Origin of the sequence: Methylobacterium tardum (genome assembly GCF_023546765.1) — a bacterium.
GTDB lineage: Bacteria > Pseudomonadota > Alphaproteobacteria > Rhizobiales > Beijerinckiaceae > Methylobacterium > Methylobacterium tardum.
Window position 1 is genome coordinate 6,533,350 of record NZ_CP097484.1, and the last position, 23,373, is coordinate 6,556,722.

At 70.4% G+C, this 23,373-nt stretch carries 18 protein-coding genes and 3 pseudogenes; 9 read left to right on the forward strand and 12 right to left on the reverse strand.

Annotated elements, in window-relative coordinates:
- Position 1: 1 nt before the first annotated feature.
- The 5 genes and pseudogenes from lpxD (at position 2) to lpxB (ending at position 4,689) form a co-directional block, all read left to right on the forward strand.
- Positions 2-1,058, forward strand: a pseudogene (gene lpxD / locus M6G65_RS31335) (UDP-3-O-(3-hydroxymyristoyl)glucosamine N-acyltransferase).
- Between the two features lie 291 nt (positions 1,059-1,349).
- Entirely contained in the window at positions 1,350-1,826 is a 477-nt protein-coding gene (gene fabZ / locus M6G65_RS31340; protein WP_192706618.1) for a 3-hydroxyacyl-ACP dehydratase FabZ, read from the forward strand.
- Positions 1,823-2,641: an acyl-ACP--UDP-N-acetylglucosamine O-acyltransferase gene (gene lpxA, locus M6G65_RS31345; protein WP_238194094.1), complete on the forward strand. Its 819-nt coding sequence runs from the start codon at positions 1,823-1,825 to the stop codon at positions 2,639-2,641. The genes fabZ and lpxA overlap by 4 nt, the downstream gene beginning before the upstream one ends.
- 18 nt (positions 2,642-2,659) lie before the next feature.
- Positions 2,660-3,517, forward strand: a complete 858-nt coding sequence (locus M6G65_RS31350) for an LpxI family protein (protein ID WP_238194480.1) — start codon at positions 2,660-2,662, stop codon at positions 3,515-3,517.
- A 71-nt stretch (positions 3,518-3,588) separates the two neighbouring features.
- Positions 3,589-4,689 (forward strand): lipid-A-disaccharide synthase, encoded by a 1,101-nt coding sequence (lpxB, locus tag M6G65_RS31355; protein WP_238194481.1) that lies wholly within the window; start codon positions 3,589-3,591, stop codon positions 4,687-4,689.
- A 3-nt stretch (positions 4,690-4,692) separates the two neighbouring features.
- On the opposite strand, the gene M6G65_RS31360 is transcribed toward lpxB, so the two are convergent.
- Together M6G65_RS31360 and M6G65_RS31365 are read right to left on the reverse strand one after the other, a co-directional pair.
- Positions 4,693-5,274: a peptidase inhibitor family I36 protein gene (locus tag M6G65_RS31360; RefSeq protein WP_238194097.1), complete on the reverse strand. Its 582-nt coding sequence runs from the start codon at positions 5,272-5,274 to the stop codon at positions 4,693-4,695.
- An 88-nt stretch (positions 5,275-5,362) separates the two neighbouring features.
- Positions 5,363-5,995: a 2OG-Fe(II) oxygenase gene (locus tag M6G65_RS31365; protein ID WP_250103311.1), complete on the reverse strand. Its 633-nt coding sequence runs from the start codon at positions 5,993-5,995 to the stop codon at positions 5,363-5,365.
- 290 nt (positions 5,996-6,285) lie between these two features.
- Here M6G65_RS31365 and M6G65_RS31370 point away from each other — a divergent pair, with 290 nt between their 5' ends.
- Together M6G65_RS31370 and M6G65_RS31375 are read left to right on the forward strand one after the other, a co-directional pair.
- Positions 6,286-6,603 carry a hypothetical protein gene (locus M6G65_RS31370; RefSeq protein ID WP_238194101.1) on the forward strand — a complete coding sequence of 106 codons (318 nt, stop codon included), beginning with the start codon at positions 6,286-6,288 and terminating at the stop codon, positions 6,601-6,603.
- 152 nt (positions 6,604-6,755) lie between these two features.
- A pseudogene (locus tag M6G65_RS31375) lies at positions 6,756-8,866 on the forward strand (ABC transporter ATP-binding protein/permease).
- Between the two features lie 206 nt (positions 8,867-9,072).
- Here the strand turns inward: M6G65_RS31375 and eda are convergent.
- The 3 genes from eda to M6G65_RS31390 all read right to left on the reverse strand — a co-directional run bounded on the left by eda (position 9,073) and on the right by M6G65_RS31390 (position 13,077).
- The gene (eda, locus tag M6G65_RS31380; RefSeq protein WP_238194105.1) at positions 9,073-9,699 is read right to left on the reverse strand and encodes a bifunctional 4-hydroxy-2-oxoglutarate aldolase/2-dehydro-3-deoxy-phosphogluconate aldolase; all 627 of its coding nucleotides are present in this window, start codon (positions 9,697-9,699) and stop codon (positions 9,073-9,075) included.
- A gap of 22 nt (positions 9,700-9,721) precedes the next feature.
- Positions 9,722-11,548 (reverse strand): phosphogluconate dehydratase, encoded by a 1,827-nt coding sequence (gene edd / locus M6G65_RS31385; protein WP_238194107.1) that lies wholly within the window; start codon positions 11,546-11,548, stop codon positions 9,722-9,724.
- Positions 11,549-11,955: 407 nt separating this feature from the next.
- A complete protein-coding gene (locus M6G65_RS31390) occupies positions 11,956-13,077 on the reverse strand; it encodes a type II asparaginase (protein WP_238194109.1) in 1,122 nt (373 codons plus the stop codon).
- Positions 13,078-13,246: 169 nt separating this feature from the next.
- Here M6G65_RS31390 and M6G65_RS31395 point away from each other — a divergent pair, with 169 nt between their 5' ends.
- Positions 13,247-13,462: a hypothetical protein gene (locus M6G65_RS31395; RefSeq protein ID WP_238194111.1), complete on the forward strand. Its 216-nt coding sequence runs from the start codon at positions 13,247-13,249 to the stop codon at positions 13,460-13,462.
- A gap of 175 nt (positions 13,463-13,637) precedes the next feature.
- Here the strand turns inward: M6G65_RS31395 and M6G65_RS31400 are convergent, their stop codons facing one another.
- The 4 genes and pseudogenes from M6G65_RS31400 to M6G65_RS31410 form a co-directional block, all read right to left on the reverse strand.
- Entirely contained in the window at positions 13,638-14,957 is a 1,320-nt protein-coding gene (locus tag M6G65_RS31400) for an MFS transporter (protein WP_238194113.1), read from the reverse strand.
- A 146-nt stretch (positions 14,958-15,103) separates the two neighbouring features.
- The gene (locus M6G65_RS33840; protein WP_347710467.1) at positions 15,104-15,295 is read right to left on the reverse strand and encodes a helix-turn-helix domain-containing protein; all 192 of its coding nucleotides are present in this window, start codon (positions 15,293-15,295) and stop codon (positions 15,104-15,106) included.
- Positions 15,296-15,455: 160 nt separating this feature from the next.
- Positions 15,456-16,508, reverse strand: a pseudogene (locus M6G65_RS33845) (sigma-54-dependent transcriptional regulator); the annotation flags it as partial.
- On the reverse strand, positions 16,493-17,953 hold the full coding sequence (locus tag M6G65_RS31410) for a sensor histidine kinase (RefSeq protein WP_238194117.1): 1,461 nt from the start codon (positions 17,951-17,953) through the stop codon (positions 16,493-16,495). The gene M6G65_RS31410 and the pseudogene M6G65_RS33845, both read right to left, overlap by 16 nt.
- Before the next feature lie 366 nt (positions 17,954-18,319).
- Between M6G65_RS31410 and M6G65_RS31415 the strand changes: the two genes are divergently transcribed.
- Positions 18,320-18,676 carry an Hpt domain-containing protein gene (locus tag M6G65_RS31415; RefSeq protein WP_238194119.1) on the forward strand — a complete coding sequence of 119 codons (357 nt, stop codon included), beginning with the start codon at positions 18,320-18,322 and terminating at the stop codon, positions 18,674-18,676.
- Between the two features lie 74 nt (positions 18,677-18,750).
- On the opposite strand, the gene M6G65_RS31420 is transcribed toward M6G65_RS31415, so the two are convergent.
- From M6G65_RS31420 to M6G65_RS31430, 3 genes are all read right to left on the reverse strand, one after another.
- The gene (locus M6G65_RS31420; RefSeq protein ID WP_238194120.1) at positions 18,751-19,986 is read right to left on the reverse strand and encodes a sensor histidine kinase; all 1,236 of its coding nucleotides are present in this window, start codon (positions 19,984-19,986) and stop codon (positions 18,751-18,753) included.
- A 256-nt stretch (positions 19,987-20,242) separates the two neighbouring features.
- Positions 20,243-21,874 carry an ABC1 kinase family protein gene (locus M6G65_RS31425; RefSeq protein WP_192706635.1) on the reverse strand — a complete coding sequence of 544 codons (1,632 nt, stop codon included), beginning with the start codon at positions 21,872-21,874 and terminating at the stop codon, positions 20,243-20,245.
- Positions 21,875-22,022: 148 nt separating this feature from the next.
- Positions 22,023-23,345 carry an MFS transporter gene (locus M6G65_RS31430; protein WP_250103313.1) on the reverse strand — a complete coding sequence of 441 codons (1,323 nt, stop codon included), beginning with the start codon at positions 23,343-23,345 and terminating at the stop codon, positions 22,023-22,025.
- Positions 23,346-23,373: the final 28 nt, after the last annotated feature.

Below are 23,373 nucleotides of genomic sequence, written 5' to 3' on the forward strand. Positions count from 1 at the left end.
CATGTCAGATCCTATCTTCTTCACCGCCGCGGGCGGCCTGACCCTCGCCGAGGTCGCGGCAGTTGCCGGCGCGACCCTCCCGGAGGGTGCGGACCCGGACTTCAGGCTCGGCGGCGCCGCGCCGCTGGAGAGCGCCGGTCCCGGCGAACTCGCCTACATGGACAATGCCCGCTACGGCGACGCCCTCGCCGCCACGCGGGCGGGTGCCTGTCTGGTCTCCCCGCTTCGCGGCACGCTGCCCGGCGGGAACCGTCTCCCTGATCAGCCGCGATCCCTACCGGGCCTACGCGGTGCTGCTCGGCCGCCTGCATCCGGACGCATTGCGCCCCGGCTCGCAATTCGGGGCCCGCGGCATCGCGCCGGGCGCCCACGTCCATCCGGACGCGCGGCTCGAGGAGGGCGTCGCGGTCGATCCCGGCGCGGTCATCGGCCCCGGCGCGGAGATCGGCACCGGCACGGTGATCGGCCCCAACGCGGTGATCGGTCCGGGCGTGCGCATCGGCCGCGACTGCGCGATCGGCGCGGGCACGACCCTCAGCCACGCACTTCTCGGCAACCGGGTGATCGTGCATCCGGGGGCGCGGCTCGGCCAGGACGGCTTCGGCTTCGCCATGGGCGCGAGCCATCTCAAGGTGCCGCAGATCGGGCGCGTGATCGTCCAGGACGATGTCGAGATCGGTGCCAACACCACGATCGACCGGGGCGCCTCGCGCGACACGGTCATCGGGGAGGGGACCAAGATCGACAACCTCGTGCAGATTGCTCACAACGTCGTGATCGGGCGCCACTGCGTGATCGTGTCGGGCGTCGGCATCTCGGGCTCGGCGACGCTGGAGGATTACGTCGTCCTCGGCGGCCAGGTCGGCGTCGTCGGCCACCTGCGCATCGGCCGGGGATCCCAGATCGCCGGCTCCTCCAACGTCAATCGCGATGTCCCGCCGGGCAGCCGCTGGGGCGGAACCCCCGCCAAGCCGGTGCGGGCCTGGTTCCGTGAATTGACGACGCTGGCCCGTCTTGCCGAGCGCTCCGGAAAGGACGCGGCCGGCGAGGAATCGTAGCCTCAGGATCCTGTGCCGCAGCCGGCGCGAACGCGGGTCGGGAGATCACAAGGACTGCCGGCCCCTCCCTGAAGGTCTCCGTAATGCTTCTGAACCTGAGGACGAGGGGCAGGGCGCCCGTCCTTCCGGCGCGGGCCGGCCTCGTCCGAGTGTCAGGGACCGGGCTTGCCGCGAGCGCATGACCGGGAAGACCTTGCGCTTTCGGCGATTTCTTCCGAAGAGGGCGATCCGTCCGCCGTCGGCGGTCGGATCCCAGGCCGCCTCGGGCGGCACGTCGAGGTGCGGAATCTGATGAGTGAGGCGGCGCGCGAGACCGGCGGCGAGCTGGGCACAGCCGATATCCAGACGCTGCTGGAGCTGCTGCCGCACCGCTATCCATTCCTGATGGTGGACCGCATCGTCGAGATCGACCGCGACGAATCCTGCGTCGGCATCAAGAACGTCACCGCCAACGAGCCGCAGTTCATGGGACATTTCCCGGGCCTGCCGGTCTTCCCCGGCGTGCTCCTGATCGAAGGCATGGCGCAGACGGCGGGCGCCATTTGCTGCCGTCACATCCGGACCGACGAGCTGCGCACCAAGCAGGTGTTCTTCATGACCATCGACAAGTGCAAGTTCCGCAAGCCCGTCACCCCCGGCGACCAGGTGCGCTTCCACATGACGAAGATGAACCAGCGCCGGACCATGTGGTGGTTCCGCGGCGAGGCCCGGGTCGACGGGACGCTGGTTGCGGAGGCCGAGATCGGCGCCATGCTGGTGACGGAGTGAGCGCGCCGTTCATCCATCCGAGCGCCGTGATCGAGCCCGGCGCCGAGATCGGCGACGGGGCGCGGATCGGCCCGTTCTGCCATGTCGGCGCCGAGGTGGTGCTCGGCCGCGATTGCGAGCTTGTCAGCCATGTCGTGCTGGCGGGTCGCACCCATGTCGGTCCCCGCACCCGGATCTTCCCCTTCGCGTCGATCGGGCATCCGCCTCAGGATTTGAAGTACCGCGGCGAGGCCTCGACCCTCACGATCGGCTCCGACTGCCTGATCCGCGAGGGCGTCACCATGAATCCCGGCACCAGCGGCGGCGGGCTGGAGACCCTGGTCGGCGACCATTGCACCTTCCTGGCGAATTCGCATGTCGGCCATGATTGCCGCGTCGGCGACCACGTGATCTTCTCGAACAACGTGATGCTGGCCGGTCATTGCTCGGTGGGCGACTACGCGATCCTCGGGGGCGGGGCCGCGGTGATCCAGTTTGCCCGCGTCGGGGCGCATGCCTTCGTGGGCGGCCTCTCCGGCCTGGAGAACGACTGCATCCCGTACGGCATGGTGCTCGGCAACCGCGCCACCCTCTCGGGGCTCAACATCATCGGGCTGCAGCGCCGCGGCTTCGCGCGGGAGGACATCCACGCGCTGCGGCGGGCCTACCGCCTGCTCTTCGCCCCCGAGGGCACGCTGATGGAGCGCGTCGAGGACGTCGCGGCGACCTTCGAGTCCCACACGGCGGTGCGGGAGATCCTCGACTTCATCCGCGTCGGCGGCAAGCGTTCGATCTGCACGCCGCGCGAGGTGCCGACCCCGATCAGCGCCGCCTGACCGGCGCAGGGCATGGCGATGGCCGATCCCGCGCCCGAGGGGGCCCTCGTCCTGATCGCCGGGGCCGGCCGTCTGCCGGAACTCGTCGCCGAGTCGCTCCGCCGGGCCCGCCGGCCGTTCCGAGTGATCGCGTTGCGCGGCTTCACCGGGCGGACCCTGCGCGCCAGCGCCGACGCGACCGTCGATCTCCTCGATCTCGCGGCGACGCTGAAGCTGCTGCGCCGTTGGGGGCCGGCCATGGTCGTGCCGGCCGGCGGCGTCTCCCGCCCGAGCCCGGCCGCCATCCTCAACGCCGGCGCCGCCCTGCGCAACCGCGAGGCCCTGCGCGCCATCGCGGGCGGGGGTGACGACCGCCTGCTCCGCGCCGCCCTGTCCCTCGTCGAGGAGGAGGGACACCGGGTCCTCGGCGTCCACGAGGCTGCGCCGGACCTGCTCTGCCCTGAGGGGCACATCGGCCGCCGGGCGCCGGACGCGGAGGCATCCGCCTCGATCCGGACCGGGCGCGCCGTGCTGTCGGCCCTGTCGCCCTACGATCTCGGCCAGGCGACGGCGGTCGCGGGCGACCGGGTGCTCGCCGTCGAGGGGCCGGAGGGCACCGACCGGATGCTCGCCCGGGCGCGCGCCCTCGGGCGACGGCCCTTTGGCTTCGGGCGGCCCTTGCCGGCGACCGTGCTGGTGAAGGCGCCCAAGGCCGGCCAGGACCTGCGCGTGGACCTGCCGGCGGTCGGCCCACGCACGGTCCGGAACGCGGCCCGGGCCGGCTGCGTCGGCCTCGCGCTGGAGGCTGGCGGGACCCTGGTGATCGACCGTGAGGCCACCGCCGCGGAGGCCGACCGCCTCGGGCTGTTCGTGACCGGCTACGGGAGCGCGCCGTGAGCACCCCTCCGTCCCGCACGATCTGGCTCGTCGCCGGAGAGGATTCCGGCGACCAGCTCGGGGCCAAGCTGATGCGGGCGCTGCAGGCGGCGGCGCCGGACCTCGCCTTTGGCGGTGTCGGCGGCGAGGCCATGGCGGAGGCCGGGTTCACGTCCCTGTTCCCCCTCGATGACGTGGCGGTGATGGGCTACCTGCCGGTGCTCGCCCGGGCGCGGACGCTGCTGCGCCGCATCCGCGAGACCGCGGAGGCCGCGGTGCGCGCCCGGCCGGACGTGCTGGTGATCATCGACAGCCCCGGCTTCACCCACGCGGTGGCGAAGCGGGTGCGGAAGGCCGCGCCCGGCATCCCGATCATCGACTACGTCTCGCCCAGCGTCTGGGCGTGGCGTCCCTGGCGGGCGAAGGGGATGCGGCCCTTCATCGACCATGTCATGGCCCTGCTTCCGTTCGAGCCGGACGCGCATCTGCGGCTCGGCGGGCCGCCCTGCACCTATGTCGGGCATCCGCTGATCGAGCGCCTGTCGGAACTGCGTCCCAACGATCCCGAACTGGGGCGCCGCGAGGCGCAGCCCTACAGCCTCGCGGTGCTGCCCGGGTCGCGCCGATCCGAGATCGAGCGGCTGATGCCGGTCTTCGGGCAGGTGCTGGCCCAGGTCGGTCGCACGCTGCCCATCGAGGCTTCGCTGCCGGCCGTGACGCGTCACCGCGCCCTGATCGAGCGCTTGGCGGCGGATTGGCCGGTCCCGGTTCGGATCGTCACCGGCGAGGCACCGAAATACGCCGCGTTCCGCGGGGCCCGCGCGGCGCTTGCCGCCTCGGGGACGGTGACGCTGGAGCTGGCGCTCGCGGGCGTCCCGATGGTCGTCGCCTACAAGGTCTCGCGGGCCGAGGAGTTCATCGCCCGCCGCCTGATTCAGGTTCCGACCATCGTGCTGCCGAACCTGATCCTCGCCGAGAACGCCATGCCGGAATTCGTCCAGGCCGATTGCACGCCCGCGCGCCTCGCGGAGGCCCTGCAGCCCCTCCTGTCTGGCGGCGCCGCCCGGGACGCGCAGCTCGCCGCGCTCGCCCGGATCGACGGTCGCATGCGGCTCGCGGCTGCGGACACGCCCAGCCGGGCCGCCGCGCGGATCGTCCTGCAGGCTGCGGGGCTGGTCGCCCCCGGACCGTGACGCTCAACCGGCGCGGCGGCTGCAGCGGATATATGCCGAGGTGCCGCGGCTGCTCGACCAAGTCAGGTGATCGCCCTCCACCCTCAGGCGGACCTGCGAGGACCAGTGGCGGCCGCGATCACTGCACTCGGCCGACGTGATCCAGGCGCTCCCGCTGCGGCGGGTGTCGTGAAAGGTGCAGACCGTGCGGCCGGCCCGCGCGCGATCCTGCGTGATCGTCGCCGGAATATAGCCCCGCCGCCTCGAGCGGGACCCGCAGGCCTCGGGAGTCGGACCCCAGACGCCAACGTATTCGGCACTGATCGGGGCTGAGGCCGGAGCGGGTCGAGCGATCGGGAGCGGCGCCGGCGCGGGCGTGGCCGGCACGCTCGGCGCGGGCGTCGACTTTGTCTCGGGAGGCGTAGCCAGGGTCGGCAGATCGGGCGTATCGAGCATCACGATCCGGCTCGATGGTGCCCGCTGCGCGGCGGCGTCTGCCGAGGCGGTCGCCTCGGGCGGCTGCGAGCGGAAGGGCAGGTCCTCGGTCAGGTAGGCGGCGCTGTAGGCGAAGAGGCCGATCCAGCCGAGAATGAGCAGCGCCGGCAACGCATAGCGACGCCCGGATCCGGAATGCGCTCCGCCTCCCGGATCGGCCAGCACCAACGCCCCCATCGTCCACCCCCCAAATGTCCGATCAGCGGCCGAAGATGCCCTTCAGGAACTGTGCCGTGCGGTTGCGCTTGCGTTTGCGCTCCAGCTCCGACGCGTCCTTGAGCCACGCGACCTGCACCACGCGGCGCTCGCCCTCGAACGGCTCGTGGCCGTGCCAGGAATTGTCGGCCCTCTGGAAGGCGAACATCGTGCCCATGGTCGGGGGCACCTCGACCGCGAAAGGCTCGTAGTTCTTGCCGTCGTAGAGCACCCGCAGGCGGCCCGCGGCGGGGGCGTCCCAGGCGTCGTTCATGTAGACGAGGAGCGTCAGCACCTTCGACGGGCCGTCGGTGTGGATCGAGCCGTATTTCAGCTGGCTGCGCCGCATGATCGTGGTGAGCCGCGGGCACGAGACCAGATCGATCCCGAACTTCTCGCCGAGGATCGCGGAGAATTCGTCGCTCTCCAGCTCGTCGATCAGCGCCTTGAACCGGCCCTTGAGGGCGACCTCGTCGACGGTGAGGTAACCGGGCTTGCCGATATTGGGAAAGTCGCGCCGAATGTCGCCGATCGCGTCCGGGTTGAGCACGTTGTTCCCGAGGGTATAGGCGTAGGGCTCCCGGGATACGGGCGCGGCGCGCACCGCAGAGACGTCAAGGATCGAGAGGGCGGACATCGTTGGATCCCTTGGCTCCGACGCAGGTCGACCGGCACGCCGGGCGCCGGAAGCGCGTGCCGAAGGCCGTTCGCGACGCTTTGCCGAGGTCGCCCGCGCAGGCGGCCCCGGTTCGGAGTGTGCAACGCTTCGCGGCGGTCCGAAAATCTCATAATCCGCCGATTGCGGCGGTCCGACGGCGAAAGCCGTGCGGTGGCGCATTCCGGTGACAGTCTCCGGCAGCCGGCCCGTGCAGGATGGTGCGACGCCCGTGGGCTTTCTTCCCGGGTCCGTGTTGGAATCCGTTCTTGATGAGGCCTTTGGCCCTCGCTTTGCTGTGCTCGCACCTTGCCGCCGTCGCGGCCGGGACGGGGGCGTTTGCGCAACCGCGCGCGCCGCGCGGCTCGGTCACCGCCCGGATGACCTGCGCGGAGGCGATGGCGCTGGTGAAGGGCGAGGGCGATGTTGTGATCGTCGCTGGCGCCGCCCCAGAGCGCTTCGTCAGCGGGCCAGGACAGTGCAGCGGCTCCGAGATCGCGGAGCTGCGCTTCGCGCCAACCCGCGACAACCCGCAATGCCCGATCGGCTATCGGTGCCGCGAGCCGGGCTTCGAGGAATGGAACTGGTAGGCGCGCCAACGGCCTAAATCGCCGCAGCGCGTCAACGTGACGAAAGTTTCACGCGACAGCGCGGGGCCAGTGCCACTATCTCGCCATCAGCCGGGGCCAAGGCCGCCGGGTTGCGCCCCTGACCGGGTGCGAACGGGACGGGGGATCGACGCGTGGCTGCACTCAGGACCGGGCTCGGAATCCAGGCCGTGCTCACGGCCGTCGCCGCGCTGATCCTGCTGGCGGTTCCCGGTATTCCAAGCCCGCCGCTCTACGTCTCGCTGGCCGGCTTCGCCATGGCGGCGATCCTGATCGCGTCCAACCGCATCTCGGCCTATCTGAAGGTCTTCGTCTCAGTCTACGGCGTCGGCTACCTGCTGCTCGCCGGGTCGAAGACCATCGCGGCGATGGGCCTGCTGCCGCCGGTGATCGCGGCGCTTCTGCCCCCGGCCTTCGCCGCCACCGGCGCCGTGGTGTTCGCCGCCATCGTGCTCGGCATCTCGTATCTCGAACCAATCCGGGCGATCACCAACATTGCCGACCCGTACTTCGCCAACCGCGACAAGCCGACCAAGGAGATCGGCCTGTTCCGCTGGTTCGGCACCACCGAGGGCCGGATCGGCCGCAACCTCGTCGCGCTCTCGATCTTCGTGAACTTCGCCGATGTCGCGCTGACGCTGCGGTTCAATTTCTTCTACCGCGACATCTACAACTCACTGCAGGAATACGACGCGAACGCCTTCTGGTACCAGCTGCTCTGGGTGTTCGTGCCGCTCGCCACGATGAACATCGCCATCGGCATGTTCGACCTGTTCGTGGATTCCTCGCTGCTGATCCGCTGGCGCACGTGGCTGACCCACAGCCTGTACGAGCGCTGGCTCGGCAACGGCACGCATTACCGGATCCCGTTCACCGACGAGGAGGCGGACAACCCGGATCAGCGCATCCAGGCCGACGTCAACAGTTTCATCGTGCAGACCACGACGCTGTCGATCCGGCTTCTCAGCCAAGCCGCGCAGCTCGTCTCGTTCATCGTGATCCTCTGGACCCTGTCGCGCGACTTCGTCGTGCCGTTCACCGACGCGGTAATCCCGGGCTTCCTGGTCTGGCTGGTGATCGCCTACGCGGTGGTCGGCACCTGGCTCACCCACCTGATCGGCCGGCCGCTCATCGGGCTCGACTTCCGGCAGGAGCAGGTCGAGGCGAATTTCCGTTTCGCGCTTGCCCGCAACCGCATCTATTCCGAGCAGATCGCGCTGCTGCGCGGCGAGCGGGCGGAGGCCTCGCGGCTCGCGACGCTGTTCCACAGCGTCATCGATAACTACATCGGCATCATCTTCCGCCGCATCAAGCTGATCGCCTTCACGTTCAGCTACCGGCAGGCCAGCGTGATCTTCCCGATGGTGCTGGCGGCGCCGTCGTTCTTCGCCAAGAAGATCACTCTGGGCGCTCTCCAGCAGACCTCGCAGGCCTTCGGGCAGGTGCAGAGCTCGCTGTCGTTCTTCGTGGATTCCTACACGACGCTGGCCGCCTACAAGGCCAACACCATCCGTCTCGGCTCCTTCCGCCGGGCGATGACCAAGGCGGAGGCGCTGGAGGCGGCGGGCTACGGCCTCGTGCAGGGCAACGACAGCACCGGCGACGTCACCGCGCGCGGGCTCGTCCTCGCGCTTCCGGACGGGCGGCCGATCGTCACCGCCGACGCGCTGACGCTGCCGCGCGGCGGTGCGACCCTGGTCACCGGTCCGTCCGGCTCGGGCAAGTCGACCCTGTTCCGCGCGATCGCGGGGATCTGGCCCTTCGGCAAGGGCCGGGTCGACGTGCCCGCCGGTCAGTCGGCGCTGCTGCTGCCGCAGCGGCCCTACATCCCGCAGGGCACGTTGCGCGGCGCGGTCGTCTACCCGAACACCGTCGACCAGTTCCCCGATGCGGCGATCAAGGATGCGCTGACGGCGGCCCAGCTGGCCCCGTTGGTCGACCGCCTCGACGAGGTCGACACCTGGGAGCGGCGGCTCTCGGGGGCGAGCAGCAGCGCCTCGCCATCGCCCGCGCCCTGCTCGCCAAGCCGGAATGGCTGTTCCTCGGCGAGGCGACCGCCTCGCTGGACGAGCCCTCGGAGGCGGCGATCTACCGGATGCTGCGCGAGAAGCTCCTGGGCACGACGATCGTGTCGATCGGCCACCGCTCGACGCTGGACGCCTTCCACGACCGGCGCATCACGCTGGAGCCGAAGGGCGGGGTGTTCACGCCGCGGGACCTGCGGCAGCCGCTGCCGGCGGAGTAGCGGGCCACACCGACGCTCCTCTCTCGACCGGGAGGTGAGCGTTGTCCGGCCGCTCAGCCATCCGGTCTCTTGTTGATCGACGCGGGCGCCGTGCTCTCTCTGTCATCACGAGCGTAGCGACGTGGCCCAGGGGAGCGCGACATCTTGGGGATGTGGCGCGACCCTGGATTGCTTCGCTCCGCTTGCAAGTACGGCGGTCGCTGCGTTTACGCCGTCCGCAACCCCGCGGCCGCCCGGGCCGCCTGCGCGATCGCTACCGGATCGGGCGTGCCGGGCTTCACCACCCAGCTGCCCCCGACGCAGAGCACCGAGGGAAGCGCCAGCCAGTCGGGGGCGGTCGCCTCGGTGATCCCGCCCGTCGGGCAGAACCGCACCGCGCCGAACACCGCCGCGTGCGCCTTCAGCGCCTTGATCCCGCCGGCCGCCTCGGCCGGGAAGAACTTGAACCGGTCGAGCCCGTGATCCAGGCCGCGCATGATGTCGGCCGCCGTGGCGACGCCCGGCAGATAGGGCACGCCGTTGGCCTTGGCGGCGTCGGTCAGCGGCTCGGTCAGGCCGGGCGAGACGATGAACTCGGCGCCCGCCGCGAGCGCGTTCTCCAGGTCGCGGGGATTGAGCACCGTCCCGGCTCCGACGACCGCGCCCTCGACCCGGGTCATTTCCCGGATCACGTCGAGGGCGGCGGGGGTGCGCAGGGTGACCTCAAGGGCGGTGAGGCCGCCCTTCACCAGGGCCTCGGCGACGGGCCGCGCATGGGCCACGTCGTCGATCACCAGGACCGGAATGACGGGCACGGAACGCATCAGCGCGTCGATGCTGGTCAGATCGTTCATGGTCGGCACCTCCTGTGCGGTTTCAGAGGCCGGCGGCGGCGAGCATCGCCGAAGCGCCGCGCTCGGCCGTGTCGGCCCCATGGCGCATGAACGCGAACAGCTCGCGCCCGGTGCCCTGTGCGGGTGCCGGTGCGACGGCCTCCGCGCGCGCGGCCAGCTCGTCGTTGCCGACCAGCACCTCCAGCAGCCCCTCGGCGGCGCTGAGACGGACGACGTCGCCGTCGCGGATCCGACCGATCGGGCCACCGCCGAGCGCCTCGGGGCTCACGTGGATCGCGGCCGGAACCTTGCCCGACGCCCCCGACATGCGCCCGTCCGTGACCAGGGCGACCTTGTGGCCGCGGTCCTGCAGCACGCCGAGCGGCGGCGTGAGCTTGTGCAGCTCCGGCATGCCGTTCGCCTTCGGGCCCTGGAAGCGGACCACCACCACGACGTCCCGCTCCAGCTCGCCGGCCTTGAAGGCCTTCAGCACCTCGTCCTGATCCGAGAAGACCCGGGCGGGGGCCTCGATGGTCCGGCGCTGTTCCTCCACGGCGCTGGTCTTGAAGGTCGCCCGGCCGAGATTGCCCTTCACCAGCCGCATGCCGCCGTCCGGCTGGAACGGGTTCTCGGGCCGCCGGAGCATCGTGTCGTCGAGGCTCTCCGGCACGGCGTCCTCGAAGACCAGCTCCTCCTCGGCGAGCTTCGGGTCGCGGGCGTGGTCGCGCAGCGACTGGCCCGCCACCGTCAGGATGTCGTCGTGCAGGAGGCCGGCGTCGAGCAGCGCGGCCATCACGAAGCTCATGCCGCCCGCGGCATGAAAGTGGTTCACGTCGCCGGCCCCGTTCGGATAGACGCGGGCGATCAGCGGCACGGCGCTGGAGAGGCGGTCGATGTCCTCCCAGTCGATCACGATGCCGGCGGCGCGGGCGATGGCCGGCAGATGGATCGCGTGGTTGGTCGAGCCGCCCGTGGCCAGCAGGCCGACTGCGGCATTCACGATCGCCTTCTCGTCGACGCACAGGCCGAGCGGCCGGTAATCGTTGCCGGCCGCGCCGATCTCGGTGAGCCGGTGGATCGCCGCGCGGGTCACGGCCTGCCGCAGCTTCGTGCCGGGATTGATGAAGGACGCGCCCGGCATGTGCAGGCCCATCATGTCCATCATCATCTGGTTGGAGTTGGCCGTGCCGTAGAACGTGCAGGTCCCGGCCGCATGGTAGGAGGCGGACTCGGATTCGAGCAGCTCCGCGCGGCCGACCTTGCCCTCGGCGTAGAGCTGGCGGATCCGCTGCTTCTCCTTGTTGGCGAGACCCGACGGCATCGGCCCGGCCGGGATCAGAATCGTCGGCAGGTGGCCGAAGCGCAGCGCGCCGATCAGCAGGCCCGGCACGATCTTGTCGCAGATGCCGAGCAGCGCCGCGCCGTCGAACATGCCGTGGCTCAGCGCCACGGCGGTCGAGAGGGCGATGGTGTCGCGGGAGAACAGCGACAGCTCCATGCCGGTCTGGCCCTGGGTGACGCCGTCGCACATGGCGGGCGTGCCGCCCGCCACCTGGGCGGTCGCGCCGCGCTCCCGGGCGAACAGCTTGATCTGGTCCGGGTAGCGCCCGTAGGGCTGATGGGCCGAGAGCATGTCGTTGTAGGCGGTGACGATGCCGATATTCATCACCGTCCGCTCGTCGCGGATCGCCGCCTTGTCCTCGCCGGACGCCGCGAAGCCGTGGGCGAGGTTGCCGCAGGCGAGCTTGCCGCGCCGGACCCCCGCCTCGCGCTCGCGGGCGATCAGGTCGAGATAGGCACGCCGGGTCTCGCGGGAGCGCGCCACCACGCGCTCGGTGACCGCCGCGACCTCGGGATGAAGCTCGGTCATGCTCGTTCCTCCAGGATCGGTGCCACCGGGCGGGGCCAGAGCCGCGATTCGGTTCGGCCCGCGCAACCGCGGCGCTGGCCGGTATCTAAGGGGTGTGCCCTGGGATGTAACCCGGGGCGGGTGCCGCTGGCAGCATCAGAGGGTAGGCCGTCAAGGAAGCCCCAGAGTCTTGGCGGCTCCGGTTGGCGCTCTCGACTGACGCCGCCCGTACCGTCATCACGAGCGGCGCGAAGTGACCCAGGGCAGCGCGCCCCACGAGAACGTGGCGTTGCCCTGGGTCACTTCGCTCCGCTCGCAGAGACGGCAGCCGCGACGCCATTGTCCGGCGTCAGCGCGCCGAGTAGGGGCTCCTTCGCGGCGCGCTACAGGGTGCAGTCGCGCTTGGAAGACGTGGCCCGTCGCCGGGCTCAATACTCCCAGAATATCCGCTGCAGCTCCTTGGTGTCGCTGGTCTTGGTGAGCGCCACGGCGGCCAGGATCTTGGCCTTGGCGGGGTTGAGGTCGTGGGCGACCACCCAGTCGTACTTGTCGTCGGGCTGCTCGGCATTGCGCAGGACGAGGCCGTCCGGCACCCGCGAGGAGCGGATGACGAGCGTGCCCTTGGACCGGATGTCCTTGAGCTTGTCGACGAGGTAGCCCGCCACCGAGCCGTTGCCGGTGCCCGCGTTGACGATGGCCTTGGCACCCGCCTGGACCTCGGCGTCGTAGACGCCCGGGATCATGTTGCCCGAGCCGTGAACGATGCCCACCAGAGGCAGGCTGTCGATCTGGTCGATGTCGAATTCCGAGCTCGTGTTGTGGCGCTTCGACAGGGAGCGGAAGAAGTAGGTCTTGCCCTCGATCACCATGCCGAGCGGCCCCCACTGGCTGAAGAAGGCGCTGGGTACGACGTTGGTCCGCTTGGTCACGTCGCGGCCGGACTGGATGGTGTCGTTCATCGTCACGGTCACGCCTTGGCCGATCGCCTCCTTGCTGGCGGCCACCGTCACGGCGTCCAGCAGGTTGAGGGCGCCGTCCGCCGAGATCGCCGTGGAGGGCCGCATCGAGCCGACCACCACGATCGGCTTGTCGCTCTTCACCACGAGGTCGAGGAAGAACGACGTCTCCTCCAGCGTGTCGGTGCCGTGGGTGATGACCACGCCGTCGACATCGTCCTGCTTCAGCAGCTGGGACACGCGCTTCCCGAGCTGGACGAGCTGCGCGTCCGTGAAGCTCTCCGAGGCGATCTGGAAGACCTGCTCGCCGCGCACGTTGGCGACGGCGCTCATCTGGGGCACGGCGGCGATCAGCTTGTCGACCGGAACCTTGGCGGCCGTGTAGGTGGCGCTGTTGGCGGCATCCGCCCCGGCGCCCGCGATGGTGCCGCCGGTGGCGAGGATCACGACGTTCGGCTTCTTCGCCGCCGCCGCCGTGCCGGCCTCGGGCATCTCGCGGGCGAGGAGCGGACCCGCCCCGAGCGTGCTGGCCAGGGCCAGCGCGAACACCGCTCCGCGCGCGGTAAGAGCCGCGCCGCTTCGGCTTGAGAACATCGGTGATCCTCGATGGTTGAAGGAAAGCGAGTCAGACTCGGCGCCGCGATGGTAGCCGCGCTTCCGCGCGAGGCAAGGATCGTGCGGGATGTGGCCGCGCGCGGTCTCTGGATCGTTCGGCAAGCTCGGGCGTTGTCGGGGGTTGCTGTCCGTACGGAGGTAAGCCCCCATGCTGCATCTCGCCGGCCTGCTCGAGGAACTCGAGCGGAGCGAGCCCGCGCGGGCCGCGATGACGATCCTCGAGAGCTCCCTCGCGCGCCGCTCGGTCGAGGAGCAGGGCGCGTTCTGGCGCGCCATCGATCTCTACTACGTCTCGCGCAAGGCCCCGCCGGAGGCGACGGTCGCGGCGATGCCGTCGGATCCGGTTATGATCGCCGCCCTCTGACGCCGCCTCGCGGGATGGGGGACACCGTCAGCATCGCCGCTGCGGCTGCCTCCCCGCGTCTGCGAGCGGCGCGAAGCGGTCCAGCGGTGCCGCCCTCGTGATGGCGCGCTGCCCTGGATTGCTTCGCCGCGCTCGCAAAGACGGGGTCGGCGAAGAAGCCCCCAATAACCGCCGATCAGGCGCTCGCTGGCACGGCCGGCGGTAGCGTCCCGTCGCTCTCCGGCTCGCTTGCGCCGCTGCCGCGGGTCTCGGGCATCAGCATGAGGTAAAGCACGAAGCCCAGGGCCGCGATGGCCGCGAGCGCCAGGAAGGCGGTAGAATAGCCCGCCGACACGATGATCACGCCGGCGAGCGTCGCGCTCAGGGATGCGCCGATCCCCTGTGCGGTCGCGACCGCGCCCTGGGCCGCATTAAAGCGACCGCCGCCGCGGGTGAGGTCGGCCACCACGATCGGGAACAGCGCGCCGTAGACGCCGGCGCCAATCCCGTCGAGCAGCTGCACGCCCACCAGCCAGAACGGGTTGTTCGACATCGTGTAGAGCACGCCGCGGAGCGCCAGGACTCCGAAGGCCGCCAGGAAGATCGGCTTGCGGCCGATCACGTCGGCCTTGGCGCCCACAAAGATCGCCACCGGCACCATCACGCATTGCGCCGCCACGATGCAGACGGCGATCAGCGAGGTCGCGTGGTCCTTGCCCGACAGGTGCGTGAGGAGCTGACCCACAGAGGTCAGCATCGCCGCGTTGGCGAGGTGAAAGATTGCGCACAGCACCGCGAACAGCAGCAGCGCCCGGTTCTGCAGCAGGGTGGCGAGGCCCGACGGCTTCTCCTGCGTCTGCGCCTCGTCCTCGGTCATGCCGCGGGCGAGGTCGTTGTCGATGGCGTCGGCCGGCACCATCAGCATGGCGCCGATCGAGAGCGCCGCCAGCACGCCCATCAGCCAGAACACCACGACCGGCCCGAAGAAGTAGGCCAGCCCGCCCGCGACCGCGGCCGAGACCGCGTTGCCGGCATGATTGAAGCCCTCGTTGCGGCCGATCCGCTTGGCGAACATCTTCGGGCCGACGAGGCCCAGCGTGATCGCGGCCAGCGCCGGCGGGAAGATCGTCCCGGCAACGTGGGCGATCGATTGCGTTGCGGTCACGAGATAGAAGTTCGCGATGAACGGCAGGACGAGGCAGCTCGCCGTCACCGCGATCGCGCCGCCGATCACCACGGCGCGCTTGTGGTTGGTCGCGTCGATCAACGCGCCCGCCGGCGTCTGCGCGATGAGGCCGAGGATGCCCGCAATCGTCATGACAAGGCCGGTCGTGGCCTCGTTCCAGCCCTGATCGGGGCCGCGCACCGCGATGAGATAGATGGCGAGGTAGGGGCCGAGGCCGTCGCGCACGTCGGCGAGGAAGAAGTTCAGCGCGTCCAGCCCGCGCAGGGCTTTGGTGTCGGCGGTCCGCACGCGCGCAGTCCGGGCCTGCCGGCCCCCGTCGATCCTGTCCATCGTGCCTCGATCCCCCGATCGACGGCGAGGCCCAGTACACATGATCCGCCGGCCCGCCGCGATGCTCGACGCGCGCACAGGCCTGCGGTTCCCACGGGATGCGGGCTGCACCCCAGCGGCTCAAGATTCCGTGTACCGTGAGCGGCTTAGCCCGGCTCAGGGGGATCCGAAGCGTCGGGATTCACGACATCCCCTGTCGTGTCTCCCGACAGGTCGGCGCCCGGCGTGCCGAGGCCGTAGCGCTCGATCTTGGCGTAGAGGAGCTGGCGCTGGATACCGAGGCGGCGGGCGGCCCGGGCGCGGTTGCCGTCGGCCTCGCGCAGGGCGGCCGCGATCATGGTCCGCTCCAGCCGTGCCACGGCTCCGGGCAGGTCGCCGGAGAGCCAGTCCTGGAAGTGATCCGTCACCGGCTCGCCGCTCGGGCCGGGCCGCCGGCAGGTCGATGTCGTCAGCCGCGATCACGCCACAGCGCACCAGCACGGCCGCCCGCTCCACCACGTTGCGCAACTCGCGCACGTTCCCCGGCCAGTCATAGGCCAGCAGGCGGGATGCCGCGCCGCCGCTCAGGCGCTTGCCCGACGGGGCCAGGAAATGCTCGGCGAGCGGCACGATGTCGGCGAGGCGCTCGCGCAAGGGCGGCAGGTCGATCGGCACGACGTTGAGCCGGTAGTACAGGTCAGCCCGAAAACCGCCCTCGGCCACGAGCGCCGGAAGGTCGCGATGCGTGGCGGCGACGAGACGGACATCGATTCGGGCGGAGCGGCCGCCGAGGGGCGTCACGACGCAATCCTGGATGACGCGCAGGATCTTGGCTTGCATGGCCGCCGGCATGTCACCGATCTCGTCCAGGAACAGCGTGCCGCCCTCAGCCTGATGAAAGGCCCCAGCGCGGTCCGCGGTCGCCCCGGCGAAGGCGCCGCGGACGTGGCCGAACAGCTCGCTCTCCAGCTGGTCTCCCGGGATGGCCGCGCAGTTCACCGGGACGAACGGCCGCGCCCGCCGCCGCGAGAAGGCGTGGAGGGCGCGTGCCACCTCCTCCTTGCCGGTGCCGGTCTCGCCGCGGATCAGCACCGTCGACGCGGTGTCGGCCACGAGACCGATGGTCTTCTGCACCCGCCGCATGCTTTCGCTCGATCCGACGAGACCCGGATGGCCCGCATGCGCGGCTTGAGCGGCCGCGTCCGGCCGGGCATGCGCCAGCATCGCGTCGAGGGCGGCGGCGAGGTCCGAGCGGCCGATCGGCTTGGTGAGATGGTCGTGGGCGCCGAGGCGCATCGCCTCGATCGTGTTGGCCGGGCTGGCGAAGGCGGTCAGGACGGTCACGGGTGGCCGGTCCGGCAGCGCGCAGATCCGCTCCAGCGTGGCCATGCCGTCGAGATCGCCGGGCATGCGCAGGTCGAGGAGTACGGCCGCCACCGGGCCTTCCTGCAGCCGCGCGAGCGCCTCCGAGCCGGACGCCGCCGGCACGGGCGTGTGGCCGAGGTCGGCCACGGTCTCGGTGAGACCTTCGCGGAGGGCTCGGTCGTCGTCGACGATCAGGATGGTCGCCATGGCAGGTCCAGACAGAAGGTGGTCTCCGGCGCGTTGTCGACCAGCCCGGTCGTGCCGCGATGCGCCAGCGCGATCTCGCGCACGATCGCGAGGCCGAGGCCGGTCCCGTCGGGGCGGCCCGTGACGAACGGCTCGAACAGGCTGGGGCGGATCGCAGGATCGACCCCGGGACCGGTATCGCTGACGCGAAGCCGCAGACGCAGCGTTCCATCGACCGTGTCCCGCGCGGCGCCGAGGCGGACGCGGCCGCCGGCGGGCGTGTGCTGGAGCGCGTTCAGCAGCAGGTTGTCGAGCGCGCGCGCGACCTGGGCTCGGTCGATATGCGGGTGGTCCGATTCTGGGAGGCCGTCCGACACGGTTTCGATCCGGACATTGCGGGCGGTCGCGAGATCCTCGTGCAGGCGCGCGCATTCGGCGAGCAGCGGTGCGATCGCGGTGGGCGTCCGGTGGAGCGGCCGCGCCTGGGTCAGGTTGAGGAGGTCGCGCAGGAGCGTGTCCACCCGCGCGATCTGGCCGAGCATGGCTTCGAGGGCCAGGGCGGCGCGGTTCGAGTCACCGCTGGCCAGGGCGTTCTCGGCCTTGAGCCGCATCGCGGCGATCGGGTTGCGGATCTCGTGCGCGATGCTCGCCGCCAGCCGGCCGGCGGTGGCCAGACGCTCGGTGGCCACGATCCGCGCCCGCGCGTCCCGCAGGCGCCCGCCGGCCGCATTCAGGGCATCGACCAGACGGTCGAGTTCGCGCTCGCCGGTCGGTGCGAGCCGTGGCAGATCCTCGCCGTCCGGCTGGGTCGCGAGCGCGGCTTCGAGCCGCGCGATCCGGCCGGAAAACCCGTACAGGAACCATCCGAGAAAGGCCGCCGACCCGAGCACCGTGGCGGCCAGGAAGCCGAGTCCCGCCAGGAAGCGCGTGTAGGTGGGGCCGTCATTGACGCGGACGCGGCCCATGGTCCAGGCGGTCAGCCCGGGCTCGGGCCCGTGCAGGGGACAGCCCTGCAGCAGCAGCACCTGCGTGCGGCTCGGCCGGCGTTGCGGCACCGCATGGTCGACGCGCAGCGCCTCGGCGTTCACGGCGGCGATCGTCTCCCGCTCGGCCGCCGGGAGATCCGTCTTCGGTCCGGTCCCTTCGTAGGTGGGATAGGCATAGGCGATCGAACCGTCCGACGCGCTCCAGATTCCGCCCTCGACTCCCCCGAAACCGCCGAGCGCCCCCTCGACCACGTCGGCGAGGTCACCTTCCGCGGTCCGCGCGCCACGGTTGCGGACCAGCGCGGCGTATCGGTCGATGATCGCGCGACAGGCCCGCGCCACCGCGACCTCCGCCTGAGCCACCTGCACGCCGGTCGATTGATTGTAGACGCCGTACATGAGGTAGGCCGTCGCGGCCGCGGAGGTCAGCAGCAGCACCCACAGGGCAAGCAGCCGGGCACGCAGGCTGTAGGCTGTCACGGTGCCGTCCGGTCAGGCAAGCTGCGCGCTCCTCGACGGTTGTGCGCCGCCTGATTCGAATGCTTAGCACCGCCCGCCGCGGCGGCCACCAATCCGCCGGCAGAAGTCGTGGACAAGCACCGGCTTCATTGAGGTAATCAATGCAACTTTACGATGAAGCCGGCGTCCGAAATCCGGGTGCGGCGCCTAAATAGCTTCGCGACAGTGCTTGCAAATCAGCGCGGTTCTGCGCAGGTTCCGCTGGAAGATTACGATTCTTTCTGAAAACGTGGCACAGGCGGCGACAAGGTCCGCGTGACCGCGTTCCCGGGGCAAGAGCGCGAGGGTGGACCGCCCTCGCATCATGCCCGGTACCGGAGACGGACGGTGTCACACGCGCTCGTGAATCGGGATGCGCTCGACGAGCTCACGGCCGCGATCGGCCGGGATAAGCTCGTCCGCATCCTCGACCGGTTCGTCGCCAGCCTCGTCACCGCCTTCGAGGGACCCGATTGCGGACCGGCCGAGTACGGGCGCGAGGCGCATACCCTCGTGTCCATGTCGGGCATGCTCGGCTGCACACCCCTGTCTCTGGCATGCCGCGGCCTCGAAGAGGCCGCCAAGGCGGGCGACGACATCACGGGCTCGCTGATCGACCTCAGAATCCTCCGCGACCGGACGATCACGGCTCTCCGGGACATGCGGCCCGCGGTGGAACCGTCGATCCGGCTGGCGACCGGATAACGGGCCCGCCGCATCGTCAATCCCAACGTGAAGTCCGGCCATGCGGCCGGGAACGGCGTGGCACCGGTCCCCGGTCAAGCCGCCGCCACGGCGTCGAGCGGCGCCTCGAAGGTCAGGACGGCCCCGGCGCGCGGGTACAGGAGCGTTGCCGTCCCGCCGAAGCCGTGGGCGAGACTGCGGGCGATCAGGCGGGTCCCGAATCCGGTTCGCGTCGGTGGGACGACCGGCGGTCCACCGGTCTCTTCCCAGCGGAACCGCAGAGCCGGTCCGCGCTCCGTCTCAGTCACCTCCCAGGTGATGCCGACCCGACCGGCCGCCACGGAGAGCGCGCCGTACTTGGTGGCGTTGGTCCCGAGCTCGTGCAGCATGAGCGCCAGGGTCAGGCCATGGCGCGCGCTCAAGGTCAGCTCCGGGCCTGCGACCGCGAACCGGCCCAGAACGCCGTCGCCGTGCAGGGAGACGGCTCCGTCCACCAGGTCTATCAGGGAGGCCCGGGCGAAGGAGCCCTGAAGGAGAACGTCGTGCGCCTTGGCGAGGGCCAGCAGCCGCGCCGACAGCGCCTCGCCGGCCGCTTCCAGGGACGCCGCGTTGCGCATGGTCTGCGCCGCGACAGCCTGGACCAGGGCCATGGTGTTCTTCATCCGATGCGCCAGCTCCTGCATCAGCAGCGCCTGCCGGGCCTCGGTCAGCTTCAGCTCGGTGATGTCGCGCGACACTGCGAGGATGCGCTCCGGCCGATCGGCCGTCGCGCCGAGCGGCGTGACGGCCACGTCCCACCATCGCACCGTGCCGCCGGTCTCCAGCTCCGCCTGGAAGCGGCTAGGTCGGCCCGCGCGGGCCCGGTCCAGGGCGGCCGCCGCCGCCTCGCGATCCTCCGGACGGGTCCAGATCTCCATCCACAGGCGACCGACCGCGTCCGTCTCCTCGCGCAGGCCGAAGAGCGCCGGCCCATCCTCGCTGCCCGTGATCAGGCGGCCGTCGCAATCGAGCAGTTCGAGGTAGTCGTTGGCCGCCTGATGCCGTGCGGAATGTGGCGCCCGTCGGTCACGGCTCGGACTCATGTCCGGGCCTGAGCCTGTGCGCCGCGTCGGACCCGGCGGGGCCGGTTCGTGCCCGGCAGCGAGGCGGCCGGCCTCGACCCGGCTTGCTGCCTCGATAATGCGACCGAGCCGCCGGCTGCGCTGGCGCTCCCGGTCGGCCTGCGCGGTCGCCTGCGTCAGCAGGTCCCGCAGGCGGATGTTCTCTGCTTCGAGCGCGCCGAGGCGGCGCGTCGCCCCGTCGGTCCACGGCAACACGATGCCCGCATCCATCGCCCGCCCCCTCTGGTCCCGGCGGGCGCCTGTGCGCGGCGCGCCGCCAGCCTTCCACCGACGGCAGGGCGCGGCGACGGATTGTCGAGAGCTCGGCGGCACCGACGGTTTAACCGCTTCTGGTACACACCTCGCCCGCGACCCGGCGAATCGTTGGATGAGTTACGCTAACACGCCGCGGACGATAATCAAACGAGACCGGTATTCGCCGCGGAGCCATAACTTAGATTTGTAACAAGATCGTCGATCACGTCGTCTACTTGTTACGCATCAGCAGCACGAGCCAGCCGATCCCGAGCACGAAAATAATTAATCCAATCGACACGAAGACCGGCGTGCCGAGGTCGATCAGCCGCGGGGCGAGCTGGGTGGCGAAGGCGGCGACCACCAGCGCCACGGCGACGCGGGCGGCGGCGCGCTCGATGCCGCGGGTGACCTTGTCGAGCCCCTTCACCTCGATCTCGACCGTGACGCGCCCCTGCTTGAGGCGCACCAGCATCAGGTGGATCAGCGTCGGGAGCTCCGAGGCGGCACCGTAGAGGCCGACGCCGAGGGCCTCGGCCTTCTGCTTGAGGGCGGAGAGCGAGAACTGCGTCTGCATGCTCGCCCGGACCGTGGGGCCGGCCGCGGCGAACAGGTCGAAATCCGGGTCGAGGTGGCGCATCACGCCGTCGGCGGTGACCAGCCCCTTGAACAGGATCGCGAGGTCGGTGGGCATCGCGAGATCGTTCTCGCGGGCCATGTTCATGAAGTCGGTGAGCACGAGCCCCAGATTGAGCGGGATCGAGGAGTGGCTCTCCACGAACGACTGGGCCGAGACTTGGAGGCGGGTCAGATCCGGATTGCTGGTTCCGGTCCAGTCCAGAAGCACGGCCATCAGGCCGTCGGCGTCCTGCTTGAGCATGGCCCCGATCAGCACGAGGAGCTGCGAGCGCCGCCGCTGCGACAGCCGGCCGATGATGCCGAAATCGATGAAGCCGATGCGGTTGCCCGGCAGTGCCAGCATGTTGCCGGGATGCGGGTCGGCGTGGAACAGGCCCTCGATCAGCGCCATCCGCAGGAAGGCGTCGGTACCCTTCTGGGCCAGCAGCTTCTTGTCGACGCCGGCCGCCTTTAGGGCCGCCTCGTCGTTCGGTGGGATGCCGTGGATGAAGTCCTGCACGAGCACGCGCTCGGAGCAGTACTCCCAGTGGATCTTCGGGAAGACGATGTCGTCGCGGCCCTCGAAGATCTGGGCCAGCAGCTCGCAATTTCGCGCCTCGTTGAGGAGGTCGAGCTCGCCGTTCAACCCTTCCGCGAGGTGGCGCATCTGCTCCCGCGGCTGATAGCGGGCCATGTCGGGCCACTCGTTCTCGACGATGCGGGCGCCGTGCGCCATCAGGCGCAGATCCGCCTCGATGATCTTGCGCAGGTTCGGGCGCAGGACCTTGACGATCACGTCCTCGCCCGAGTGCAGGCGCGCCCGGTAGACCTGGGCGATTGAGGCCGAGGCGATCGGGTTGGTGTCGAACTCGGCGAACACTTCCAGCGGCGAGCCGCCGAGATCCTGCTCGAGCTGCGGCCCGATCTGCTCCCACGTGACTGGTACGACCTGGCTGTGAAGCTTCTGCAGCTCCTCGGTCCAGGCGGGCGACAGGAGGTCGGGCCGGCTCGCCAGGACCTGCCCGAACTTGATGAAGGTCGGACCCAGCGCCTCGATCGCCCGCCGCAGGCGCTCGGGCTCGGACAGGCGGGTGACGTCGAGCCGGGGCTGGCGGCGCGGTAGCAGCGGCAGATAGCGCAGGCCGAGGCGGTCCACGACCCGCGTGACGCCGAAGCCGATCAGGATCGTCGCGATCTCGGACAGCCGCTGGCGGTCGCGGGCGGCAACGAAGGCTGTCTTCAGCATGGAGGGCGCGATCCGGTCCGACGGGATGAGGTGTCCGGACAGCACGAGCATAAGGACTTTTTTGCGGTCGCGAACCCGGGATGGCGAACCCTAGGGCGACTTCGGAGTCGCGGGTGGGGATCTGGGAGCGATATCCACCCGGATCGCGTCAGGTGCGCGGCGCCACCGCCGGGCCTGGAACCGTCGCCGGCTGGCGGGCGTCACCGAAGCGGGCATTGACCACCAGCAGGGTCACGATCACCGCCGAGAAGGCCAGTGCTGCCAGGAAGTACAGTCCGGCCTCGAAGCTGCCGCTGGTCTCGCGGATCCAGCCGACGATGGACGGCGCGACGAAACCGCCGAGATTGCCCACGCAGTTGATCAGCGCGATGCCGCCGGCCGCCGCGCTGCCGGAGAGGAAGACCGGCGGCAGCGCCCAGAACGGCGCCTTGCCGCCGTAGAGGCCGGCTGCCGCCACCGCCATGAAGGCCACCGCCCAGAGCGAGCCCGTGGCGAAACCCGCGAGTGCCGTGCCCGCCGCCGTGAGCATCAGGGCACTCGCCAGCGTCACCCGGCGGTCGTTGGTGCGGTCGGAGATCCAGCCGATTGTCAGGCCGCCGACCACCCCGAAGACGTAAGGGACTGCGGTCATCAGGCCGGTCTGCATGTCCGACAGGCCGGTGCTCTTGAGGATCTGCGGCAGGAAGAACGCCAGCCCGAGATTGGCGCCGGTATTGGCGAAGTAGATGAACGACAGGGCCATCAGCCGCGGGTCGGCGAAGGCCTTGCGCAGGCTGGTTCCGTGAGTGGCTGCGACCGCCCGCTGCTCGGCGTCGATCACTGACTGGAGGGCGGTGCGGTCCGCGGGCGCCAGCCACGTGGCGTCCTTGGGCCGGTCGGGGATGAGGGCGAGGAAGACGAAACCGAACAGGGTGGTGGGCACGCCCTCCAGCAGGAACAGCCACTGCCAGCCCTTGAGGCCCAGGAGCCCGTCGAGCTGCATGATCGAGGTCGAGAGCGGCGCGCCGATCGCCAGGGAGACCGGGATCCCGACCGCGAAGGCGCCGAAGATCCGCGCCCGGTAGGCCTTGGGGAACCAGTAGGTGAGGTAGAGGATCACGCCCGGGTAGAAGCCGGCCTCGGCCGCGCCGAGCAGGAAGCGCAGGACGAGGAAGCTCGCCGAACCCTGAACGAACATCATCGCCGCCGAGAGCAGGCCCCAGGTGATCATGATCCGGGCGATCCAGCGCCGGGCCCCGACCTTCTCCAAGATCAGGTTGCTCGGCACCTCGAAGAGAAAATAGCCGATGAAGAAGATCCCGGCGCCGAGGCCGAACACGGCCGGGCCGATGCCGAGGTCGGCGTTCATCCGCAGAGCCGCGAAGCCGACATTGATCCGGTCGACATAGGCCATGACGTAGCCGATGAAGAGCAGCGGCATCAGCCTGAAGAAGACCTGCCGGACAATCCGGTCCTGTTCGTTCGGGGGCATCGTTTCCTCGTGAGACATCGTTTTGTTC

Bases quoted from the DNA above. Each gene is read 5' to 3' on its own strand.
- M6G65_RS31365 (WP_250103311.1), bottom strand. From the start codon at position 5,995: ATGTCCGCCCTCTCGATCCTTGACGTCTCTGCGGTGCGCGCCGCGCCC.
- M6G65_RS31370 (WP_238194101.1), top strand. From the start codon at position 6,286: ATGAGGCCTTTGGCCCTCGCTTTGCTGTGCTCGCACCTTGCCGCCGTC.
- fabZ (WP_192706618.1), top strand. From the start codon at position 1,350: ATGAGTGAGGCGGCGCGCGAGACCGGCGGCGAGCTGGGCACAGCCGAT.
- M6G65_RS31425 (WP_192706635.1), bottom strand. From the start codon at position 21,874: ATGCTGAAGACAGCCTTCGTTGCCGCCCGCGACCGCCAGCGGCTGTCC.
- edd (WP_238194107.1), bottom strand. From the start codon at position 11,548: ATGACCGAGCTTCATCCCGAGGTCGCGGCGGTCACCGAGCGCGTGGTG.
- M6G65_RS31395 (WP_238194111.1), top strand. From the start codon at position 13,247: ATGCTGCATCTCGCCGGCCTGCTCGAGGAACTCGAGCGGAGCGAGCCC.
- M6G65_RS31400 (WP_238194113.1), bottom strand. From the start codon at position 14,957: ATGGACAGGATCGACGGGGGCCGGCAGGCCCGGACTGCGCGCGTGCGG.
- M6G65_RS33840 (WP_347710467.1), bottom strand. From the start codon at position 15,295: ATGATCGCGGCCGCCCTGCGCGAGGCCGACGGCAACCGCGCCCGGGCC.
- M6G65_RS31390 (WP_238194109.1), bottom strand. From the start codon at position 13,077: ATGTTCTCAAGCCGAAGCGGCGCGGCTCTTACCGCGCGCGGAGCGGTG.
- M6G65_RS31430 (WP_250103313.1), bottom strand. From the start codon at position 23,345: ATGCCCCCGAACGAACAGGACCGGATTGTCCGGCAGGTCTTCTTCAGG.
- M6G65_RS31350 (WP_238194480.1), top strand. From the start codon at position 2,660: ATGGCCGATCCCGCGCCCGAGGGGGCCCTCGTCCTGATCGCCGGGGCC.
- lpxB (WP_238194481.1), top strand. From the start codon at position 3,589: ATGCGGGCGCTGCAGGCGGCGGCGCCGGACCTCGCCTTTGGCGGTGTC.
- M6G65_RS31420 (WP_238194120.1), bottom strand. From the start codon at position 19,986: ATGGATGCGGGCATCGTGTTGCCGTGGACCGACGGGGCGACGCGCCGC.
- eda (WP_238194105.1), bottom strand. From the start codon at position 9,699: ATGAACGATCTGACCAGCATCGACGCGCTGATGCGTTCCGTGCCCGTC.